This is a genomic window from Siminovitchia jepli (assembly GCF_047228825.1).
In the GTDB taxonomy this organism is placed as follows: Bacteria; Bacillota; Bacilli; order Bacillales; family Bacillaceae_C; genus Siminovitchia.
Genome location: NZ_JBFEGN010000051.1, coordinates 1 through 20,570 on the forward strand (window position 1 = coordinate 1; position 20,570 = coordinate 20,570).

A 20,570-nucleotide genomic window follows, 5' to 3' on the forward strand; every position below is an offset into this window, starting at 1 on the left:
TTTGATCGGCATTATGTTCGTACAAGGTTACCCCTCCAAGTGCAAGGTTTTTATTGGTTTACGGACAAATACCCTTGTATATAACTTCGACAAAAAAGGTAAAAAACCTTGTTAAAACAACATTTTTTTGTTATTCAGTAGACCCTAATTACCTCCCTGGCCCACTATATTCCAGTTTGAGAATTAATATAGCAAACCGGTTTTAATCTAGTCCCTGGCAGGGATTATATGATTACCACCACCAAGGGCCGAAGCCACCGAAACCTCCGTAGCCCCCGAAGCCGCCATATCCGCCGTATCCGCCGCCGGCATAAGCGGTTCCTACAATTATGAGCAGGATAAATAATACGACGATTAAAGCAAAACCTGCTCCTGCGCCTGCGCCATCAGACATTTTTATACCCTCCTTTCCACTTCCATAACAAAATATGTGAGAATAAAAAAAGTGGAAGGGCGTACTCATCAAGACATTTGCAGGTCCTCTCTATACAGTTTTCCTATTCGAAAAAATTCGGGGACAGGCACCGAAAAAAACACTTGACTTTCCGGAATGAAGAAATTATAGTGGGTTTAGACCGACGGTCGGTCTAATAATTTGGAGGAATGTATATGCGAATTGCAAAAAATCCGGAAGAACGAAGAAATGAAATTTTGGATGCAGCTGAATGGCTTTTTACGACAAAAGGTTATTCAAACACGACAGTGAATGATATTTTGCAAGAAGTCGGGATTGCCAAAGGGACTTTTTATCATTACTTCCCCTCCAAAGAAGAGGTGATGGATGCCATTGTCATGCGTTTTATCACTTCGGGGGTGAAAGCGGCAAAGAGCATTGCTTCTGATCCGCACCTGAAAGCCCCCGAGAAAATATTTCGGATCATTATGGCTCAAAGCCCTGACTCAAGCCGAAAGGGACAAATGATAGATCAACTGCATCAGGTGGATAACGCGGAAATGCACCAAAAAAGCTTGGTGGAAACGATTCTCCAGTTGACCCCCGTTTTGGCCGAAGTAATCGAACAAGGAATCAAAGAAGGCGTCTTTGACACGCCATATCCGAAAGAAATGGTGGAGTTTCTGTTAGTATCGTCGCAATTCCTGTTTGATGAGGGCATCTTTCGGTGGGCGCCCCAAGAGCTTTTGAAAAAAGCGATGGCTTTCACCTACATGATGGAAAAAACGTTGGGAGCCAAAGAAGGCACTTTTGATTATGTCTTAAAAATGCTGACTCAAAGCTCCCAACACCATAAGGGAGAGGAAAACGATGAATAAAGCGGATGTCATTGAAAAAGTATCCGAGAAATCAGGCATAGGCATGGAAGATTGCCAAAAAGTTTTGGATGCGTTTGAGGATGTATTCACCGACGAATTTGCTCAATCTGAAAACATCAGCCATGCATTGGATAAAATGGATCGCTTTTGGTCATTTTTAAAAAGCAAGAAAAGGTGATGGTCATGGAAAATATGATAATCGTAAAGAACTTTGTGAAAACGTATGGGGATTTCACCGCGGTTGATCATGTTTCCTTTGAGGTGAAAAGCGGCAGCATTTTTGCTTTTTTGGGGCCAAATGGTGCAGGAAAAAGCACGGTCATTAACACGCTCTGTACGATGCTGGAAAAAACATCCGGTACGTTGTTGATCGACGGAAAAGATGTGAGCCGTAATCCGGATGCTGTCAGGAGCGTGATCGGCGTCGTTTTTCAGGATTCAACCTTGGACAATAAAATGACGGTGGAAGAAAATTTGAAAATGCACTGTCATTTTTACGGGCTTCCCAAATCCGTCATGAACGAACGCATTCACTTTGTCCTGGATTTGGTGGACATGATGGATTGGAAAAAATCTTTGGCCGGCAGTTTATCCGGAGGCATGAAAAGGCGGATAGAAATAGCAAGAAGCCTTTTGCACTTTCCGAAAGTTCTATTTTTGGATGAACCGACAACAGGGCTTGATCCGCAGACAAGGGCCCATATTTGGGAGTATATCGTCACGCTGCAAAAAAAGAAAAATATGACGATCTTTTTAACCACCCATTATATGGAAGAAGCGGAGATCAGCGATCAAGTGGCCATCATGGATAAGGGAAAAATCATTGCCTTTGATCAGCCGTCATCTTTGAAAAAACAATACACGAAAGATAAAGTCCACATCACGAGCGAAAATGGCCGGGAACTCGAATCCTTATTGTATCTGTACGATCTGCCGTACAAAAAAGCCGGCTGTTCTTATTACATTGAAACGAATGAATTATCCGATTTGCTGGACATCATGAGTGAGCATAAACCTTTTATGAAAGATCTGGAAGTGAAAAAAGGGACATTAAACGATGTGTTTCTGGAAATCACCGGAAAGGATATGGGGGGGTCATTTTCATGAAGGTGGTTGGAGCATTATGGCTTCGAAATGTAAAACTATTTCTCAGAAATCGCGTCCAGCTTGTGCTCATTCTGATCATGCCTTTTTTCTACCTGTATTTATTAAGCAATATTTTTAGAAGCGTTTTTGTCACCAATCCGATGCAATATGTGCTGGCAGGCATCATTATCATTGTTGTTTTTCAGACATCATTAAACATTGCGGCCACAACCGTAGAGGATGTTGTTTCCGGCTATATGAAAGAAGTGCTTGTCAGCCCTGTAAAAAGAATGCATATTGCGATCGGCCAAATCTTGTCCTCGACAACGGTTGCCACTTTTCAAGGCATCCTGATACTGCTTGCCGGTTATTTTATCGGAATGAAATATACGTCCGTGCTGACACCTCTTGCGGCGATTGCTTTTATGATTTTTACAGGACTTGTATTCTCTGCTTTCGGTTTGTTTTTAGCTGCAATCGTAAAAAGCACGCAAACGTTTCAAATCCTGACCACCGCCATCACAACGCCGATTACCTTTTTATGCGGCGTATATGTTCCTCTCAGTCTGCTTCCTGACGGCTTGCAGTATTTGGCGATGTTGAATCCGATGACCTATGCAGCCGCCTTTTTCCGGGCAGTAAGCCTCGAAAAAATGTCGTTGCCAACAGATGAACTGCTCGCCGAACAGCTTGCATTTCAAATAAATGATTATGTGATTACGCCTCAAATGGGCATGATCATTGTTTTATCGTTCGGAATCTTGTTTTTAATCTTGTCGGCGTTCGTATTTTCAAACGTTGATTTTTCAAACATGAAACGTGCAAAAACCCATAAGGATATTTTCCAGCAGTAATTTTTCCTGCTTTGGATTGTAAAAGTGACATTTACGCAGTTTCGGACAGTAAATTTATCGTTCGGATCGTATTTGCGTCAAATTGGTTCGTATTTTTGGAATTTTGAATCGTTTTCCGTCAAAAAAAGTTTACATCCCACATGAAGGGGAGGTGGTATAAAAGTGTTTTTAAATATGGTAAAAAAGGATGTATTGCACAACAAAACCATCACGATTGTATTATTCCTTTTTATGACGTTATCATCTTTTCTCGTCGCAAGCGGCGCGAATTTAATTGCTGAATTGGCCAACTCCATGAATGCTTTGTTTACAAAATCCAAAGCGCCGCATTTTGTACAAATGCACTCCGGCGAAATGAACCAGGCTGATTTGGATGCTTTCGCTGCAAACAATCGCCTTGTAAAAGCGCACCAAACAGTAGAGATGGTTCATATTGATGGTGTGAATATTGATCTGGGAAATCGTTCCGCAATCGATCAATACAGTTTGATGGATCATTATTTTGTCAAACAGAACGATTCCTTTGATCTGCTGCTTAATTTAAAAAATGAAGTGATTCGCGTTTCACAGGGGGAAATAGCCGTACCCATTTATTACAGGCAGAAGGAAAACATTCAAATGGGCGACAAAGTGACAATCTCAACCACGCAATTTGATATGGAGTTGACCGTCGCTGATTTTGTCCGGGACGTGCAAATGAATCCGTCCATCATCCATTCCAAGCGGTTTGTCATCAATGAAGCAGATTTGAATGTGTTGAAAAAGAACATTGGCAATGTTGAATATCTGATTGAATTCCAACTGGCAGACCTGAACAAGCTGAACGAATTCAGAAACGAATATTTATCAGCCAATCTCCCGAAAAAGGGACCGGCAATCGACTACCATTTGTTTAAAACGTTAAACGCAATTACGGACGGTATAATGGCAGCCATTATCATTTTTGTAAGCCTCCTGATCAATATCATTGCCATTCTTTGCATCCGTTTTGCGATCCTGTCGGCCATTGAAGAAGAATATCGCCAGATCGGGGTCTTGAAGGCAATTGGGATGCGCCACAGGGATATTAAAAAAATATACTTTCTCAAATATATTGTTTTGGCGGCCTTAGCTTCTTTATCCGGCTATGTTGCCTCTTTATTCCTCAACCGCTTGTTTACATCCAATGTAATGCTATATATAGGCTCCGCGCCAAAAAGTATCCTGGTAAATATGATTCCGGTCATATCGGTGTTTTCCCTGTTTTTGATGATCGTATTGTTTTGTACGGTTACTTTCAGGAGACTCCATAACATTTCAGCGGTAGAGGCTTTGCGTTCCGGAAATACGGGTGACATACAACCGAATAAAACCTTGCTGGCTCCCCACCGGAGCAGATTTGTAAATATCAATCTTTTACTTGGTTTAAGAGATATATTGACGAGATTTAAAATGTATCGGTTGTTATTGCTTGTTTTCGTTTTGTGCTCATTTATCATGATCGTCCCTATCAATTTTCTGCATACGATTCAAACTCCTGATTTTATTCAATATATGGGAGTGGAACGAAGTGACATTCGAATCGATATTCAACAATCGGACGATATGGATCAACAGTTTAATAAGGTTGTTATGCACATTGAAAGGGATGAAGACATTCAAAAATTTGCACCATTTGTCACGAGCCAATATAAGTTGATTAATCGTGACGGGCTGGAAGAGAACATCCATGTGGAAACAGGCGATTTTTCAGTGTTTCCTTTGGAATATGTAAAAGGCAGGGCTCCAAAAAGGGAGGATGAGATCGCCCTTTCTTATTTAAATGCCAAGGAGCTTGAGAAAAATGTCGGCGATCCCATTGTGATTGTGGCAAATGGGCAAGAGAGGGAATTGACAGTGCGCGGCATATACCAGGACGTAACGAACGGCGGCCGAACAGCCAAAGCATTACTCCCGGAGAACAAGGAAGGCGTACTCTGGTACAAAGTGATTTTGGATGTAAAGCCCCATGTCAATACCCGTGAGAAAATGGATGCATATGCCGATTTGTTTTACCCGGCGAAGGTTACGGATTTGAAAGGTTATGTAACGCAAACATTTGGAAATACAATTGAACAATTAAGGACATTCACAGTCATCGCGATAGTGATTGCCTTATTGGTCTCCATGCTGATCACATCCTTATTTTTGAAAATGTTACTAGCGAAAGACCATTTGCAAATAGCAATCATGAAAAGTATCGGTTTTTCATTATATGACATTCGCTCTCAATATGTTACAAGAACATTGCTAGTGCTAGTGATGGGGATCATTGTGGGAACGATTTGCGCCAATACGATTGGCGAAAGAATGGTGGGTGCCTTGATGTCTTTGATGGGGGCCTCCGACATTCAGTTTGTGATTGACCCCATGAAAGCATATATTCTTTGTCCGTCCATTTTAATAATCGTTGTGTCCATTACGACGATCTTGAGTGCGGCCCCCATAAGAAAGAACACTGACGCGTTCTTTCTTGGAAGTGAGAGGTAAGAGGTTGGATTTGATTAAATTGGCGATACCCCGATGTATGCTTTCTTAAAAGTCTAAAGAAAAACAGTATTGCGGATATAAACGCCGGATAAAAATGTTCAAAGGATGAGTGGGATGGAGATCATTTTGGAATCGGAACAATTAAACAAAATGTATGGTTTGGGGAAAAATCATCAGCAGCATGTCTTAAAAAATATCAACTTAAAAATAAAAAAGGGAGAGTTCGTATCTGTCATGGGTCCATCCGGTTCAGGAAAATCAACCTTGCTTTACAATTTAAGCGGAATGGACCGCTGTACAAGTGGCCGGGTGTTGTTTCATGGCCGGGAGCTCTCCAGTCTCCCGGAAAAAGAATTATCGGATGTTCGTTTATTTCAAATGGGTTTTATTTTTCAGCAGATTCATCTTTTAAAAAGCCTGTCCATTTTTGACAACATCATTCTTGCAGCCTATTTGGCGAAAAAGGAACATCGTCATGATATTAACATCAGGGCAAAAGCTTTAATGAAGAAAGCGGGAATTTACCAGCTGGCCAAAAATGACATAACACAGGCTTCAGGCGGACAATTGCAAAGAGCCGCCATATGCAGGGCGTTGATGAACCAGCCCGATATCATTTTTGGAGATGAACCAACCGGAGCGCTCGATACGAAATCTGCCGAAGATATTATGGATATACTGCGCGGAATAAACGAATCAGGGACAACGGTCCTTTTAGTCACACATGATTTGAAGGTTGCAGCCAAAACCGGGCGTGTCCTTTATATGGTGGATGGAAGGATTGTCGGAGAAAAACGGCTTGGTCAATATAACAAAGAAAACAATGATCTTGGGGCAAGGGAAAAAATATTGTCCAGATGGTTGACAAAGGGGTAATTTTTTATCAGGAATTCATATCCCATCATGGATAAGGGAAGGTGTGAGTCAGAAATGTCTATGTGGCATCTGCTCTTTTACTGGTTACCTCCATAAAAAATAAACATCATCCTGTCTCGTGATGGGGTTGCGTATATTTTTTTATAATCCGGAAAAGTTTCCCAATAATTATATTATTGAATACTTATTTAAGGCGATATCAAGCTTTTGGCTTAATTCGATTGTCTGATTATGATTTAACCCTTTTGACATGCCGATTCGTATCATTTCTTTTCTCAGGGCGTTAATTTCTGACAACAATGCTTCCTTTCCGTTCGGTTTTTTTTGCTCCATAAATTCCGATTCTCCTTTTGAAAATAATAGAGAGCATGCAGACAGGGATTTCGTCATTCAATACATAGTCATGATGGAGATATACATTTTCGGATATGTTCGGGTTACTCAAAAGATTACATAGAGTATACCATATGTTGAGTTTGTTTTTCTACAAAGATACAATATATAGTGGTATTATTTTTGGTTTTTTGACGACAGCAGTAAAATGTTACAAAAAAAGGTGCTTTTATTTCTTTTGCACCTTCCATTCTTTTAACAGTGTTTCAGCTATTTTTTTCAATGCCTCGTCTTTATTCCCGGCTTCGATTAGAATCGTATCTTTATTTTTATGAACTTGAGTAGAATGTTCATACCTCGGATCATAATAGTAAGTTAATAAAAGTTCTGCAGCGGAAGCAAAACGGCCGTTTTCAATAGCGGCTTCAATTTCTTTGGCTATGGGTGTATGGATTCTTTTTTTTATAAAACGAAAAGCTTCCTGAAATCGTTCGGGGGACTGCCATGGCCGATAGTCTTCAAGAATATGCTTGATTCTTTCCTTGATGGGCAAACGGATAAACAGATGAAGTCCCTGCTCTTTTTTCTCGTAAAGAAATTCGGGCAGGGACGCTTTCCCGATTCGTCTGCTTTCCCCCTCAATCAAAACATAAGGTTCCTCCCAAAAATCAACCATTGTTTCAACAAGCAGGGAATCAAATTTCTTTTGATTGGACGGATTGAGTCCGATGTGGCCGAAGATAGAGCCACGGTGGCCAGCCATTTTTTCCAAATCCATTACGGGAAAACCCATTTGTGACAGCTCTCTTAAGATCGCTGTTTTTCCCGTTCCAGTATATCCGTTCAAGACAATCAGTTTTGGAGGAAATTTGGCTTCTGCCAATTTTTGAACGACCCATTTGCGATAGGAACGGATCCCGCCGAGAAGCCGGTTTGCATGGATCCCCATCAAATCCAGCATGGTTGCAGCCGTTTTGCTCCGCATGCCTCCCCGCCAACAAAAAACTGTCAGCGGTGTATCTATTTGTTTGAATGCAGAAATAAAGGAGGGCAGCTTTTGCGAAAAGATTGCCACTCCTCTTTCCATGGCCGCCTCTTTTCCGAAATGCTTATAGATGGTCCCTACCTCTGCACGCTCTGCATCATTGAAAACGGGGATGTTTATGCTCCCGGGAATCGTTGCCTCGTTGAATTCACCAGGGGAACGGACGTCTACAATTGTATGCTTTTCTGTTTTCCTTAACGCCAACAAATCCGTTAACGCGATGTCATTAAACATCCACATCACCTTCTAACTGAATCGATCTAAGGCTGTGCACCCATGCTCCGGTGAACAACACCCGATACCGCGGGGGGGGCGAATTTCGATTCTTTATCACCTATGGGGTGCCCGTCAACAAGGGGGCATGTACACATCATTTTTTCAGCCAGTCTTTTCATGTAATAATGGTATTGTAGCATAAACAAAAAAAATCCCCGAATGAGGGATTTTTATTTGAAGAGTATGTATGGCGGAGAAGGTGGGATTTGAACCCACGTGGCGGTTGCCCGCCCTAATGCATTTCGAGTGCATCCCCTTCAGCCGGACTTGGGTACTTCTCCATATTGGCGATTTAATACTGCAAAAGAATACGGGCGACAATTCCGCTTGTTCAGAAGCAAACACGGCTCTCCAGCATCGGAATTGTTAAAAGTGCTGGTGACAGGACTCGAACCTGCGACCCCGTCATTACGAGTGACGTGCACTACCAACTGTGCTACACCAGCATTTCTGTTAAAAAGTCACATAAAAATAATAATATATATGAATCATTTTTTCAATCATTTTTATTTGGAAACCATTCCTGTTCCTGCCAACACAGATTTTTAGTTTTTTTTAAAACTAGTTCCCTGCGGGAACTTGATCATTGATATAATATATAAAAAAAGTATAAATAAGGGGAAACGATCTGGATGAGCATTATTGAAATTTTCCAAAAGAAAGGCGTCAAACGCATCATTATTTTTGCTTTGATTGTCTTGATTTTATACAGCTTGAGAAGCATGATGAACTTGATTTTACTGACCTTTATCTTTTCGTATTTAATGAATCGCCTGATTGAATTTGCTGCAAAGCGCCTCCCGATTCACAGGAAGCTGCTCGTTTTGTTCATGTATATAATTATTGTCGGCGTACTGACATACGGGCTTGTAAAATATCTTCCCATCCTAACATGGGAAATAAGCCAGCTGGTTAAACAAGTCACCGCTTTTTACACCCAGCCGCATGAAAATACGGTAATTAAATATATTGAAACGATCATTTCCAAAAACCAAATAGTAGCCTATTTGGAAAACGGCTTTTCTTTTCTGATCAAATCGTTCACCGATATTAGCAAAACAAGCATACAAGTAATAGTTGCTTTAGTATTGAGCCTGTTTTTCCTGCTGGAAAAACCGCGGTTAAAAGAATTCACTTCGAAATTTAAAAACAGCAAACTCGCCCCATTTTATTTTGAAATTGAGTTTTTTGGAAAAAAATTTACACGCACCTTCGGAAAGGTGATCGAAGTCCAGTTTATGATTGCCCTTGTCAATTGCTTTTTGACGGTGGTTGCACTCATCATCTTGGGTTTTCCTCAATTATTTGTATTGGCCCTCATGGTTTTTTTCCTGGGACTTATCCCGGTAGCCGGCGTGTTCATTTCCTTGATCCCGCTTTGTTTGATCGCCTATTCGATCGGCGGTTTAATAAAGGTCGTTTATGTGGTGGTGGCCATTACGATCATTCATGCCGTTGAGGCCTATGTATTAAATCCGAAGCTCATGTCGGCTAAAACCGACCTGCCTGTATTTTACACGTTTATTGTCCTGATTTTCTCGCAAAATTTCTTTGGGGTCTGGGGGCTCATTATCGGGATTCCGGTATTTGTGTTTTTGCTTGACGTCTTGGAAGTGACAAATAAAGAGAAAATTCCCGAAGTATAAAATATTCGTTTCAAAACAGCGGAGGGTTGAATCCCCGCTGTTTTTTGTTTTTCCAATAACAGGAACGTCCTTCGAACTAACATTTTTAAGGGGTGTCAAAAGGAATCCGGATTTTCACCGGCAGGATATATATGGGGCAATTGAAAACGGTGATTACCCCGAATATGAGCTGGGTGTACAGATCATTGCTGAGGAAGATGAGTTCCAATTTGATTTTGATATACTGGATCCAACGAAACTATGGCCGGAGGAAGATGTTCCGGTAAAGATTATAGGGAAAATGACGTTAAATCGAAATGTGGATAATGTGTTTGCGGAAACGGAGCAAGTGGCATTTCACCCGGGAAATGTTGTACCGGGAATAGACTTTACAAACGATCCGCTTCTGCAAGGAAGATTGTTTTCCTATACGGACACTCAACTTATCCGTCTTGGGGGACCTAATTGTCATGAATTGCCGATTAATCGGCCGGTATGTCCATTCCATAATCAAATATATGGTATAATGAAACATCAAAAAAAATGTACAGTGGAGATCAAAATGAGATTAGATTATCAGTTGTTTGAATTGATCAATCGGTTTGCCGGACAAAACGATATGCTGGATCAAATGGTCCTGTTATTTTCGAATTATGGCCCGTTATTATTTGGATTCGTGTTGGTATGGTTATGGTTTTCAACATCCGGGAATAAGGAACGAAATAGAAAAATTGTGTTGTATGCTTTGACGGTTATGATCATTGCCTTGGGAATAAACAAAGTGATCGAATTAATGCTTTTTCGCCCACGGCCATTTGTGACATATACGGTGCATTTACTGAGTGAAAAATCAAGCTTTGACCCGTCATTTCCAAGCAACCATTCCACTGGCGCTTTTGTCTTGGCGTTCGTCCTTTTCAGGTGCAGAAAAAAGCTGGGTAGTGTTTTGTTGATGTTGGCTGTCTGCATGGCAATTTCAAGAGTATTTATTGGGGTTCATTATCCGTCGGATGTGACTGCTGGAGCAATCATCGCAATACTGGCAACAGTGATCGTTATGTCACAGAACCGTTATCTCGATCTTGTTTATGATCGAATTATCCAGGTGTTTGGAAAACGTGGAAATAAAACGATTGATAGGGATATGTAAGATGTTATACAGGCTGCCGAAACCCTTGAAAGCCATTTTCCTGCTTCGTCAATTTCTTCTATCTTCTCGGCATCAAAAGCTTGGAATTGTTCCCGAGCAGTTGCTTAAATGGAAGCTTCAATAGCGAGTAGGAGTGATTAGTGCCCGAATATCTGTTTAATCGGATTCTTCGTTCACAAAAGAGAATGGATAGAAATACGTTGTTTCTCTGCAAACTAGATAAAAAGAGGCTGTCGGAAATAACAGCCTCTTTTTTATCTCATTTTCCTAAAACTGTTTTGAGTGTTTCTATATTTTTATTCATAATACTGAAGTAATCTTCCTTGTTCTTTATGTCATCTTCCGTAAGATATTCAAGGTTATGCAGCGTGACAGGCTTTGTCCCGGTTTCTTTTTGGACCACCTTTACGACTTTAGTTGATGGAATTTGATCGTAAATGATGTAATGTATGCCGTGTTCTTTCGTTGTTTCTATGATTGACTGCAAATGTTTTTGCGATGGTTCATTTTCCGGGCTTAATCCGGCAATGCTAATTTGGTGAATGCCGTAGCGATGCTGCCAATAGCCATATGAAGCATGTGAAACCAAAAGCTCCTTATGTTCGGCTGAGTCAATGGTATCCCGCAAATCAACATCAAGCTGTTCAAGCTCTTCTTTCAAGTTTTGGAAATTTTTATCAAACTCATCTTTGGCAGATGGCAATGCTTCACTCAGAGCGTCTTTAATATTTTCTGCCATTTTGATTGCGTGGATGGGATCGAGCCACACATGAGGGTCTTGATCATGGTGATGGTGGCCGTGATCATGATGATCATATTCCTCTGTCCCCTCTTCATGCCCGTGATCATGTTTATCTTCTGTGTGATCCTCATGTCCATGTTCCTCGTGGCCCGCTTCATGGTTATGGCCGTCTTCATGTCCGTGATTATGTCCATCATGTTCATCTTCTGTAGCCTCATGTCCATGTTCTTCGTCGCCATTTTCATGGGCATGGCCGTCTGTATGGTCCTCACCATGTTCGTGTTCATGATCCCCGTGGTTGTGGTCATGGCCCCTTAATAACTCAATGCCTTTTGATGCTTCTACCATCTCAACCTTTTCGTTTGCCAATGTTTTTTCGGCTTTATCAATAAACATTTCCAGCCCTGCTCCATTATAGATGAATAAATCTGCATCGGCTATGTCCATCATCGCTTTTAAAGTCGGTTCAAATGTATGGGCATCTGCACCTGCCGGATATACACTTTTTACATCAACATATTTACCTCCGATTTTTTTTGTAAAGTCCTCTATAGGAAAAATTGTCGTGTACACTTTGAGCGTCTTACTTGTATTTTCTTTAATTTGTTTCTCCGGTGGCACTGATGAATTTTTATTACAGCCCCCCATAAATACCGCAATCATCAAGATGATTGTAAAAATAATCGACGTATTTTTCATTTTTTAAAATCCTTTCTACAAAAAGTGATAATCAGAATCATTACGATTTAAAGAGTATACCCATCTATGGTTGTAACGCAGGGAAGGGGTCGTTTAGTAAATTTTAGCTGCCATTCATTTCATCAGGGGTCAATAAGCATGCATCAAGCCCCAAATATCCACTTAAAACCGCAACAGGTATTTTATTCATTAAATGCCTCCTTTTTTAAATCGTAATCATTACGATTTACATCATATAATACCGTGCACAAAAATTCAAGTGGTCTTTTTTTGAATTCTTTCACTCTGGAACACCCTTAAAATAGTGATTTGTTGAAACAATTACAACAAACATAATAAATAAATAAGCACAAACATCTGTTTAACCAATAAAATAATAAAAAAAAGAGGTGTTGACAAAATGACAATTTGGTCTGCTTGGCTTCTCATATTAGGTTTCGCAGCCTCATCAAGTTTAGATAATTTGGGTGTCGGAATTTCTTATGGCATTCGAAGGATGCATATTAGATTGGGGCCGAACTTTTTGATAGCTGTGATCTGTTTTCTTTTTAGCATAGCCGGAATCTCATCTGGGCTGTGGCTTTCTAAAATCCTGCCAGGGATACTTCCTCTCATATTCGGATCGTTTTTGCTATTCGTTATAGGCATTAGAATCATTTTATTGGCGGCTCCCCGTAATCATCTTCCTCAAAAAGGAGAGGATCATTGTAAACAACCACGATCCATAAAAAGTATATTAAAAAATCCTGAGTTGGCGGATGCGGATCAATCCGGAGAAATTGGTTGGGGGGAAGCGGTCATTTTAGGGATTGCATTGTCGGCTAATGCATTGACTAATGGACTTGGTGCAGGATTGTTGGGCCTTTCTCCTTTAGCCATTTCCGTAACCGCAGCCGTCGGAAGCTTTATCAGTGTGTGGGCAGGCGTCAATTTGGGAGCAAAGCTTTCGAACGTGAGAATCGGTTCATATACACTTGGCCAATTCGGAACGTTTTTAAGCGGGGCCATCATTTTAGTAATAGCTGTTACAGCATTTTTCTACTAAACAAAACCAAAGGATTTTTTCGGGAAAAAGATCCTTTGGTTTTTAAAAGTTATTTTATATTTCTGCAGTCCATAAAAATGAGAGTGTTGACAAAAAGTCAACAACATTTTAATATTATGGGGGATTCATCTCTTAATCACTGTATATATTTCCTCTTTTACAAATCTTCAAAGAAACTTAAGGAAAGGAATACAAAGTATGGTTAATCAAAGGAAAAATAATAAGCTCGGTTTGTTGTTGAGAGGATTATTGAAAGAACGCTCATTGTCCATGAGAAAATTTAGTGATCTTACGGGAATTGATACAGCCACAATTTCTCGCATTATTAACGGGAAACGAAAAGCAAATCTGCAGCACCTGCAAAAATTTGCGGACTGTCTAAATGTCCCCATTTCGGAATTGTTGAATGCCGGGGGTTATGGAATTCAGGAGCAAGAGGAGCGGCCGCAATCTGATATTCAAAAATCAGTCGAAGTGATCCAAAACTATCTTGAGTCATCTAATTTATTAGATAAAGAGTTTACAATTAAACAGGTTGATGAAGAATTATCCCATTACGGTCATTATTCGGAAACAGAAGAAGGGAAGGAAACCATTTTAAAAGGTTTTGAGAAAAAGCTTCAAAAAATCGGGAGTATTGGTCCTTTTATAAACGACTTGAAGGAATTATATGAGACATTTCGGCAGCGGAAGGGTACTTCCTATGAACTGGCGATTATCGGGAGTGCGCTATTGTACTTTATTATTACTGTAGATGCGATCCCGGATTATATATTTCCCATCGGTTATATCGACGACGCCATTGCGGTGCAAATCGTCCTGAATTCGCTGGCAGAATAACGGTCGGACTTTCATTTTCTTCTTTAACAATTATATAAATGTAATCTTTTAGTCGTTAGGTGGTCATTTTTTCATGAATTCAAGACAAAAGAAAACAGTGAAACGCAAATGGAAAAGACATATTTTTTTATTGTTCATTTTATTCATTTTAACAGCGGCCATATACAGTATAGTTCAATATAATATGGGTTTGTCTGTTGCAAAGGATGGTCCTTATAAAGACGATGGCACTACCTTTGATGAATTTAAAGGACCGGAACCCCGATTTGGGGAAATTAATATTCTGTTAATTGGCAGTGACTCAAGGGGGGAGGATCGCGGCAATTCCGATACCCTTATGATCGCCCATTATAATCAGGACACTCATGATTTAAAAGTTGCATCTATCATGCGGGATACATTTGTGGATGTGCCTGGTTACGGGAAACAAAAAATAAATGCTGCTTTTGCTTTTGGCGGACCGGAATTATTAAGAAAAACAATCAAGCAAAATTTTGACATAGATATCAATTACTATGCTGTGGTTGGCTTTGACGGTTTTACGAAATTAGTTGAGCTTGTTGCTCCAAACGGTATTGAAGTGGACATTCCTTATGAAATGTCCGACGGAATCGGCATGACTTTGAAGCCCGGGAAGCAAATTTTGCATGGAGAGCAGATTCTTGGATATGTTCGTTTTCGCCAGGATCGATTAAGTGATTTTGGGCGGGTCGGCCGGCAGCAGGAAGTCCTGTCGAAGTTAAAAGAAGAGGCTATCAGTATTCATAGTTTAGTAAAATTGCCCAAGATGCTTGGTATTGCAGATCCCTATATCGATACAAATGTTGATACGAATACCCTGTTAGCCATCGGCAAAGGTTTAATAGCCGGGAAATCCAAACAGATGGAGACCTTAAGAATACCTATCCAAGATTCTTATGTGAACGAAAGAGCCGATGTCGGAGCGGTGCTCAGCATTGATTTTCATCAAAATAAACAAGCGTTAAAAGAATTCTTGACCACTCGGGACCAGGATCAAATAACGGCTCAATAAACGGACGGAATGAACAAAAAAGCATTGACAATTATTATGATCATGCTACTATTAAGTTTGCGTTGAAAAAACAATGAAACACTCCTCGTTAGGTGAGGCTCCTATATGGAGATACGCTGCTGCCCAGAAACGTCTAAAGACACCAATGGGTCAACAGAAACCATCGAATTAAGGTGGTTTTTAATGCAGCTGGATGAATATGTCATCCTATGCCATATAGTGCTAAAGCTCAACGAATTGAGGCGTATTCAAGCACGCTTTATTTGCGTGCGGTTAAAACACCCTCAATCGTGGAGGGTGTTTTTTGATTTTCGGGGAGGTGATGATGATCGAAGACACATCGGACGATCATAAGGTTTTTTTGATGAAAAGGGTAAGTGTCTGTTTGACCATCTTTAATCACTTAAAGGCAAAAGGAGCATTTACCCTCAATGGTTGAATTCTTTCATGAATGGGGGTAAGAAAATGACGAAGGAATTAAGTAAAGTGCTGAAGCAAAAAAACAATATGGCCATGGAAGCATTTTTGGATAAATATCAGCCTTATGATTTAGCGAAATGATAAACAGTCTTAATCACAAAGAACAAATTGATTTTTTCCGGCATATAGCCCCTAGATCAGGGGCTGAGATTATGGAATACCAGGATCCTGAATTGCAATATCGTGTATTGGATCATGTGGAGGAAAATGTCGCCATTACCCTGATCAATTACATGTCCAGTGATAAAGCAGCTGACTTATTATTGGCTATTCATCCACATCAAGCGAAGATATTGATGGATTTTTTGCCGAAAGATTACCGGGATAAAATCAAAGCATTAATGGCCTATGAAGCAAACACAGCCGGCAGCCTTGCATCCGTAAATTATATAGGGGCACGAAAGTACTGGACAATTGAGCACACTTTAAATCATATTCAAAAAGTAGGCCAAAATGCAGACTTAGTTTCCTATATTTATGTGATTGACGCACGCGGGAAATTGACTGGCGTCGTATCGCTAAAAGAAATCATTTTGGCAAAGCCCAATATGAAGCTTGAAGAAATTGCAAGGGGAGACTTGATCACGGTGTTGGTCGATCAACATCAGGAACAAGTGGCGGATACTTTGGCCAAATACGATCTGGTCGCCATTCCGGTAGTAAACAATGACCGGAGGATGATCGGGATTATCAACGTAGATGATTTGATTGACGTTATCCACGAGGAAGCAACAGAAGATATTCAGAAATTGGGGGGAAGTCAGCCGCTTGAGGAAGCTTATTTTAAAAACTCGGTTTGGAGTCTTTTTCGTAAGCGGATTGGCTGGCTGCTCATCCTGTTTGTTGCAGAAGCTTATACGGGCAATGTATTGAGGTATTTTGAAGATACGCTGGATCAAGTTATTGCCCTGGCATTTTTTATCCCGTTGCTAATAGGAACCGGCGGAAATTCAGGTACACAGACTGTCACCACTCTGGTGCGGGCAATGGCCATGGGAGAGGTAGGCTTCAAGGATATTTTCAAAGTTGTCCGCAAAGAAGTGTCAACCGGGGTGCTTTTGGGAATTGTCATGGGAATGGTTGCCCTGATCAGGGCTGAAATATTGGGAGTTGGCCTTGATATCGGCTTTGTTGTAGCTGTCACTGCTGTTTGTATAGTGGTGTGGGCCTCAATCGCCGCTGCTTTAATCCCTCTCACCCTGCACAAATTGAGAATTGACCCCGCTGTCGTATCCGGTCCATTTATTGCGACTTTGGTGGATGGAACGGGACTGGTCATTTATTTTACACTGGCCAAATTACTATTAAGCATTTAAAACATGATATCTGCTCTCACCGGTTGTGGCGTGGGAGCAGATTTTTTGTTTTTTAACAATTGACATATAATACATTCTCCTCGTAATACGTACCGTACATGCTGCATCCTCTTCATTTACCTCTGTTTTTACAAAAACACATTTATTGAAAATAAAATCAAAATAATAATGATTATCGTTAGTTTCAAAGGGTAATATCTAATATAACTGGAAATGATAATCTTTATCATTAATAATAATTCTCAATTATAATAAAAAATTCTCAATTACACTTGACTTCCCAGAGCCAATTTAATAAAATGTTTATATAATAATAATTATAAACTGGATAGGGGGATATAAAAAAACAAGGGAGGGCGAAAACGTGAATGTATCAACACCATATTTAAAGAATCAGCCAATACTGAAAAATGATAGGCCGTGGGAAAAAATAAAAGGACACTTTGAGCTGATCGCAGCCATTGTCAGTGGACTGTTTATTTTTCTCGGCTGGCTTATACACATAAATGGATCCCAAACCATTTCAATTGCTTTTTTTGTCCTCGCTTTTGTGATCGGGGGATATGCAAAAGCCAAGGAAGGCATTACAAATACGATCCGGAACAAAGAGCTTAATGTAGAGATGTTGATGATCATGGCAGCGATCGGATCTGCCATAATCGGCTACTGGATGGAAGGCGCCATTTTGATCTTTATTTTTGCCATCAGCGGTGCATTGGAAACTTATACGATGAATAAAAGCCAAAAAGAGATATCGGCGTTAATGGAAATTCAGCCCGAAGAAGCATGGCGGATCACAAAATCCGGTACAGAAAGGGTGCATGTTTCCGAGCTTGCTGTTGGTGACCTGATTCTGATCAAACCGGGGGAAAGGGTTCCTTCTGATGGAGAAATTATGAAAGGCGGCACAACATTGGATGAATCGGCCATCACTGGTGAATCCATGCCTGTTTCCAAAGGATTGGGAGATGAAGTTTTTGGTGGGACCATGAATGTGAATGGAGCCATCACTGTCCGAATCACAAAGCCGATTGAGGAATCGCTTTTTCAAAAAATTATCGAGCTTGTTCAGACTGCCCAAAGTGAGAAATCCCCATCACAGCTATTTATTGAGCGATTTGAGGGGAGATATGTAAAAATTGTCTTGGCAGTTGTCTTTTTAATGATGTTTCTGCCCCATTATCTAGTGGGATGGAGCTGGACAGAGACTTTTTACCGGGCCATGATTTTGCTCGTTGTTGCCTCGCCGTGTGCGCTCGTCGCTTCCATCATGCCGGCCACTTTATCGGCCATTTCCAACGGGGCAAGGAAAGGAGTTTTGTTTAAAGGCGGAATTCATCTGGAGCAATTAAGTAATTTAAAGGCGGTTGCTTTTGATAAAACCGGCACATTAACGAAAGGAAAGCCCGAAGTGGCAAATATCGTTGTACGAAAGGGGTTAAACACTGACCAGGTAATGCTGGCAGTAGCATCTATAGAAAAACATGCCAATCATCCTCTTGCCAATGCCATTTTACAATATGCCGAAGAACATTTTTCCGAACCGCTCGTTGAACCCGACGCTTTGGAAAATGTAGCAGGATTCGGAATTAAGGCGACTGTAAAAAACCAAAACTGGAAAATAGGAAAGAAAAGCTTTGTTGACATTAAAAAAGCCGATCATGATTTATATGATGAAGCCGAAAAATGGGCCAATGAAGGAAAAACGATTGTCTATGCCGGAAAGGATGATGAATTGGCCGCAGTAATCGCCTTAAAAGACATGGTGAGAAAAGAATCGATGGATGCAATTGATCAGTTGAAAAGACAGGGCATATATACAGTGATGCTGACAGGGGATCACGTCAAAACAGCTCAAGCCATTGCCCGGGAAAGCCATGTGGATGACTATATAGCAGATTGTCTGCCGGAACAAAAGGCAATCCATTTGAAGGACCTAAAGAAAAAATACGGAACTGTTGCCATGGTTGGGGATGGCATTAACGATGCACCTGCCCTTGCAACAGCCAATGTGGGGATTTCTGTCGGCGACGGAACAGACGTTGCTCTGGAAACAGCAGATATGATCCTGATGAAAAATGATCTGCTCCGCATCCCGGAAGCGATACGGCTTTCAAAAAGAATGAACCGGATCATCAAGCAGAATATCTTCTTTTCAATCGGGATTATTGTATTGCTGATTTTATCGAACTTTACCCAATTGCTTGATTTGCCATTAGGTGTTATTGGGCACGAAGGCAGCACAATTCTTGTTATATTGAACAGCTTGCGGCTTTTAAAATAGCCGGGAATTTCCCCGTACCGGCGACGTAATATGGAACATCAAAATATGTAAAACATAAAAAGGAAAGGCCAGCTTAAAAGATTGCCGGCCTTTCCTTTTTATGGGTTATTCTTTTTCCTTTTTTTTCACATCATGGCAATTTACATTTTTCGGCGTTTTTATGGGATCAATGATTTTGTCATCATGTACGCGCACTTGGTATGTTGTTCCGTTGTATACATATTTGAATATCCCGTTATTAAAGTCAGTCCCTATATCTTTAAAGAAGATGCCGTCGTAACAAATGTCCTTTTGATAGGCGAAACTTACACGGTAGCCAGCTCCATCTTTAAGCAGATAGCAGCGAACGCCGGGTTCAAAGGCAACATCTTCTTCGGTGTGGACCGTCCGGTCAATGGACACGATATGAATATCCACGAAAGAGATGGCTCTTAAAAGGACGTTGACGAAAGACCCCTTTGTAATTTCTTCCCATCTGTTTTGGGCGGTTTGGCCGATCACAATTTGCGTGATATTATAGCGGTGGGCAACTTCGGCAATCACCTTGGCGAAAGGACGTTTTTCATTATCCCTCAAAATAAACTCCTCTGCCCCCAGTTGATCAGCCAGTTCTTTCCACCTGTCGATGTAGGCGGATTTTTCTGCATCGAACTCGTCAAATGGAAGTGGATCCACTGTCAGGATATATAAAGGACAATCCAGCATATTGGCAATTTTGGAACCGCGTTTAATTAACCGTTCTCCGTTTGGGCCGTAATATACACAAACGAGAATACTCTCATCCATCCGTCCCTTTATTTTTTTCATGACAATTTTCACCTCAAAAGTACATTATCCATCAAAATGTTGAAACCAGCCGGCACACCATCGTATAAAACCTTGTTATTATAAATGAAAGTCCAGGTAAATTCAATACTTCCCAAAGGTTTTTTAAAAAGAAACGCCTGGGCGATAAATGAATCAGCATCTTCTGTGCGGAAAATGCCAGTTTCGTGTATAATAATGAAGGAAAATCCATCAAATACCGTATGGTGATTTAAAATAAGCCGCTTTACAGTCCGTCCTCCCAATCGTAACGGTTCCAAAAAATTTCCTGCTCAACCGGC

17 protein-coding genes, 2 tRNA genes, 3 pseudogenes and 1 riboswitch are annotated in these 20,570 nt (G+C 40.7%); of the genes and pseudogenes, 14 read left to right on the forward strand and 8 right to left on the reverse strand.

Translation table 11 applies throughout. From position 1 onward, the window contains the following. Positions 1 to 301: 301 nt before the first annotated feature. Positions 302 to 394, reverse strand: a pseudogene (locus AB1L08_RS15120) (YjcZ family sporulation protein); the annotation flags it as partial. Between the two features lie 215 nt (positions 395 to 609). On the opposite strand from AB1L08_RS15120, the gene AB1L08_RS15125 reads away from it, so the two are divergent. From AB1L08_RS15125 to AB1L08_RS15150, 6 genes are all read left to right on the forward strand, one after another. Continuing rightward, positions 610 to 1,272: a TetR/AcrR family transcriptional regulator gene (locus AB1L08_RS15125; RefSeq protein ID WP_413065497.1), complete on the forward strand. Its 663-nt coding sequence runs from the start codon at positions 610 to 612 to the stop codon at positions 1,270 to 1,272. Beyond that, positions 1,265 to 1,450 (forward strand): HU family DNA-binding protein, encoded by a 186-nt coding sequence (locus AB1L08_RS15130; protein ID WP_413065498.1) that lies wholly within the window; start codon positions 1,265 to 1,267, stop codon positions 1,448 to 1,450. Before AB1L08_RS15125 ends, AB1L08_RS15130 begins: the two co-directional genes overlap by 8 nt. A gap of 5 nt (positions 1,451 to 1,455) precedes the next feature. Continuing rightward, entirely contained in the window at positions 1,456 to 2,379 is a 924-nt protein-coding gene (locus tag AB1L08_RS15135; protein WP_413065499.1) for an ATP-binding cassette domain-containing protein, read from the forward strand. Continuing rightward, a complete protein-coding gene (locus AB1L08_RS15140; protein ID WP_413065500.1) occupies positions 2,376 to 3,212 on the forward strand; it encodes an ABC transporter permease in 837 nt (278 codons plus the stop codon). Before AB1L08_RS15135 ends, AB1L08_RS15140 begins: the two co-directional genes overlap by 4 nt. Positions 3,213 to 3,386: 174 nt before the next feature. Next, the gene (locus AB1L08_RS15145) at positions 3,387 to 5,720 is read left to right on the forward strand and encodes an ABC transporter permease (RefSeq protein ID WP_413065520.1); all 2,334 of its coding nucleotides are present in this window, start codon (positions 3,387 to 3,389) and stop codon (positions 5,718 to 5,720) included. 114 nt (positions 5,721 to 5,834) lie between these two features. Continuing rightward, complete coding sequence (locus AB1L08_RS15150; RefSeq protein ID WP_413065501.1) at positions 5,835 to 6,596, forward strand: ABC transporter ATP-binding protein; 762 nt, start codon at positions 5,835 to 5,837, stop codon at positions 6,594 to 6,596. A 168-nt stretch (positions 6,597 to 6,764) separates the two neighbouring features. Here the strand turns inward: AB1L08_RS15150 and AB1L08_RS15155 are convergent, their stop codons facing one another. From AB1L08_RS15155 to AB1L08_RS15170, 4 genes are all read right to left on the reverse strand, one after another. Continuing rightward, positions 6,765 to 6,929 (reverse strand): aspartyl-phosphate phosphatase Spo0E family protein, encoded by a 165-nt coding sequence (locus AB1L08_RS15155; protein ID WP_413065502.1) that lies wholly within the window; start codon positions 6,927 to 6,929, stop codon positions 6,765 to 6,767. Positions 6,930 to 7,158: 229 nt separating this feature from the next. Beyond that, positions 7,159 to 8,208, reverse strand: a complete 1,050-nt coding sequence (gene mnmH / locus AB1L08_RS15160) for a tRNA 2-selenouridine(34) synthase MnmH (protein WP_413065503.1) — start codon at positions 8,206 to 8,208, stop codon at positions 7,159 to 7,161. Positions 8,209 to 8,438: 230 nt separating this feature from the next. Continuing rightward, positions 8,439 to 8,531 (reverse strand) — tRNA-Ser (locus tag AB1L08_RS15165). 92 nt (positions 8,532 to 8,623) lie between these two features. Next, positions 8,624 to 8,696, reverse strand: a tRNA-Thr gene (locus tag AB1L08_RS15170). A 186-nt stretch (positions 8,697 to 8,882) separates the two neighbouring features. Here AB1L08_RS15170 and AB1L08_RS15175 point away from each other — a divergent pair. From AB1L08_RS15175 to AB1L08_RS15185, 3 genes and pseudogenes are all read left to right on the forward strand, one after another. Then, positions 8,883 to 9,896 (forward strand): AI-2E family transporter, encoded by a 1,014-nt coding sequence (locus AB1L08_RS15175; protein ID WP_413065504.1) that lies wholly within the window; start codon positions 8,883 to 8,885, stop codon positions 9,894 to 9,896. A 103-nt stretch (positions 9,897 to 9,999) separates the two neighbouring features. Next, a pseudogene (locus tag AB1L08_RS15180) lies at positions 10,000 to 10,407 on the forward strand (catalase); the annotation flags it as partial. A gap of 99 nt (positions 10,408 to 10,506) precedes the next feature. After that, positions 10,507 to 11,025, forward strand: coding sequence for an undecaprenyl-diphosphatase (locus AB1L08_RS15185; RefSeq protein ID WP_413065521.1), 519 nt, complete (start codon positions 10,507 to 10,509; stop codon positions 11,023 to 11,025). Between the two features lie 259 nt (positions 11,026 to 11,284). Here the strand turns inward: AB1L08_RS15185 and AB1L08_RS15190 are convergent, their stop codons facing one another. Further along, entirely contained in the window at positions 11,285 to 12,466 is a 1,182-nt protein-coding gene (locus AB1L08_RS15190; RefSeq protein WP_413065505.1) for a metal ABC transporter solute-binding protein, Zn/Mn family, read from the reverse strand. 400 nt (positions 12,467 to 12,866) lie between these two features. On the opposite strand from AB1L08_RS15190, the gene ytaF reads away from it, so the two are divergent. The 5 genes and pseudogenes from ytaF to AB1L08_RS15215 all read left to right on the forward strand — a co-directional run bounded on the left by ytaF (position 12,867) and on the right by AB1L08_RS15215 (position 19,464). Next, complete coding sequence (gene ytaF, locus AB1L08_RS15195) at positions 12,867 to 13,511, forward strand: sporulation membrane protein YtaF (protein WP_413065506.1); 645 nt, start codon at positions 12,867 to 12,869, stop codon at positions 13,509 to 13,511. 198 nt (positions 13,512 to 13,709) lie between these two features. After that, on the forward strand, positions 13,710 to 14,351 hold the full coding sequence (locus AB1L08_RS15200; RefSeq protein ID WP_413065507.1) for a helix-turn-helix domain-containing protein: 642 nt from the start codon (positions 13,710 to 13,712) through the stop codon (positions 14,349 to 14,351). A 73-nt stretch (positions 14,352 to 14,424) separates the two neighbouring features. Continuing rightward, on the forward strand, positions 14,425 to 15,384 hold the full coding sequence (locus AB1L08_RS15205; RefSeq protein ID WP_413065508.1) for an LCP family protein: 960 nt from the start codon (positions 14,425 to 14,427) through the stop codon (positions 15,382 to 15,384). 77 nt (positions 15,385 to 15,461) lie between these two features. After that, positions 15,462 to 15,633, forward strand: a riboswitch (M-box (ykoK) riboswitch). A gap of 216 nt (positions 15,634 to 15,849) precedes the next feature. Then, positions 15,850 to 17,180, forward strand: a pseudogene (gene mgtE, locus AB1L08_RS15210) (magnesium transporter). Between the two features lie 364 nt (positions 17,181 to 17,544). Next, entirely contained in the window at positions 17,545 to 19,464 is a 1,920-nt protein-coding gene (locus tag AB1L08_RS15215) for a heavy metal translocating P-type ATPase (RefSeq protein ID WP_413065509.1), read from the forward strand. Between the two features lie 105 nt (positions 19,465 to 19,569). Here AB1L08_RS15215 and AB1L08_RS15220 read toward each other — a convergent pair whose 3' ends face one another. Both AB1L08_RS15220 and AB1L08_RS15225 read right to left on the reverse strand, forming a co-directional pair. After that, on the reverse strand, positions 19,570 to 20,271 hold the full coding sequence (locus AB1L08_RS15220; protein ID WP_413065510.1) for an adenine nucleotide alpha hydrolase family protein: 702 nt from the start codon (positions 20,269 to 20,271) through the stop codon (positions 19,570 to 19,572). 8 nt (positions 20,272 to 20,279) lie between these two features. Beyond that, the gene (locus AB1L08_RS15225) at positions 20,280 to 20,549 is read right to left on the reverse strand and encodes a hypothetical protein (RefSeq protein WP_413065511.1); all 270 of its coding nucleotides are present in this window, start codon (positions 20,547 to 20,549) and stop codon (positions 20,280 to 20,282) included. Between the last annotated feature and the right edge of the window lie 21 nt (positions 20,550 to 20,570).

Bases quoted from the DNA above. Each gene is read 5' to 3' on its own strand.
- AB1L08_RS15125 (WP_413065497.1), top strand. From the start codon at position 610: ATGCGAATTGCAAAAAATCCGGAAGAACGAAGAAATGAAATTTTGGAT.
- AB1L08_RS15130 (WP_413065498.1), top strand. From the start codon at position 1,265: ATGAATAAAGCGGATGTCATTGAAAAAGTATCCGAGAAATCAGGCATA.
- AB1L08_RS15135 (WP_413065499.1), top strand. From the start codon at position 1,456: ATGGAAAATATGATAATCGTAAAGAACTTTGTGAAAACGTATGGGGAT.
- AB1L08_RS15140 (WP_413065500.1), top strand. From the start codon at position 2,376: ATGAAGGTGGTTGGAGCATTATGGCTTCGAAATGTAAAACTATTTCTC.
- AB1L08_RS15145 (WP_413065520.1), top strand. From the start codon at position 3,387: ATGGTAAAAAAGGATGTATTGCACAACAAAACCATCACGATTGTATTA.
- AB1L08_RS15150 (WP_413065501.1), top strand. From the start codon at position 5,835: ATGGAGATCATTTTGGAATCGGAACAATTAAACAAAATGTATGGTTTG.
- AB1L08_RS15155 (WP_413065502.1), bottom strand. From the start codon at position 6,929: ATGGAGCAAAAAAAACCGAACGGAAAGGAAGCATTGTTGTCAGAAATT.
- mnmH (WP_413065503.1), bottom strand. From the start codon at position 8,208: ATGTTTAATGACATCGCGTTAACGGATTTGTTGGCGTTAAGGAAAACA.
- AB1L08_RS15175 (WP_413065504.1), top strand. From the start codon at position 8,883: ATGAGCATTATTGAAATTTTCCAAAAGAAAGGCGTCAAACGCATCATT.
- AB1L08_RS15185 (WP_413065521.1), top strand. From the start codon at position 10,507: ATGGTCCTGTTATTTTCGAATTATGGCCCGTTATTATTTGGATTCGTG.
- AB1L08_RS15190 (WP_413065505.1), bottom strand. From the start codon at position 12,466: ATGAAAAATACGTCGATTATTTTTACAATCATCTTGATGATTGCGGTA.
- ytaF (WP_413065506.1), top strand. From the start codon at position 12,867: ATGACAATTTGGTCTGCTTGGCTTCTCATATTAGGTTTCGCAGCCTCA.
- AB1L08_RS15200 (WP_413065507.1), top strand. From the start codon at position 13,710: ATGGTTAATCAAAGGAAAAATAATAAGCTCGGTTTGTTGTTGAGAGGA.
- AB1L08_RS15205 (WP_413065508.1), top strand. From the start codon at position 14,425: ATGAATTCAAGACAAAAGAAAACAGTGAAACGCAAATGGAAAAGACAT.
- AB1L08_RS15220 (WP_413065510.1), bottom strand. From the start codon at position 20,271: ATGAAAAAAATAAAGGGACGGATGGATGAGAGTATTCTCGTTTGTGTA.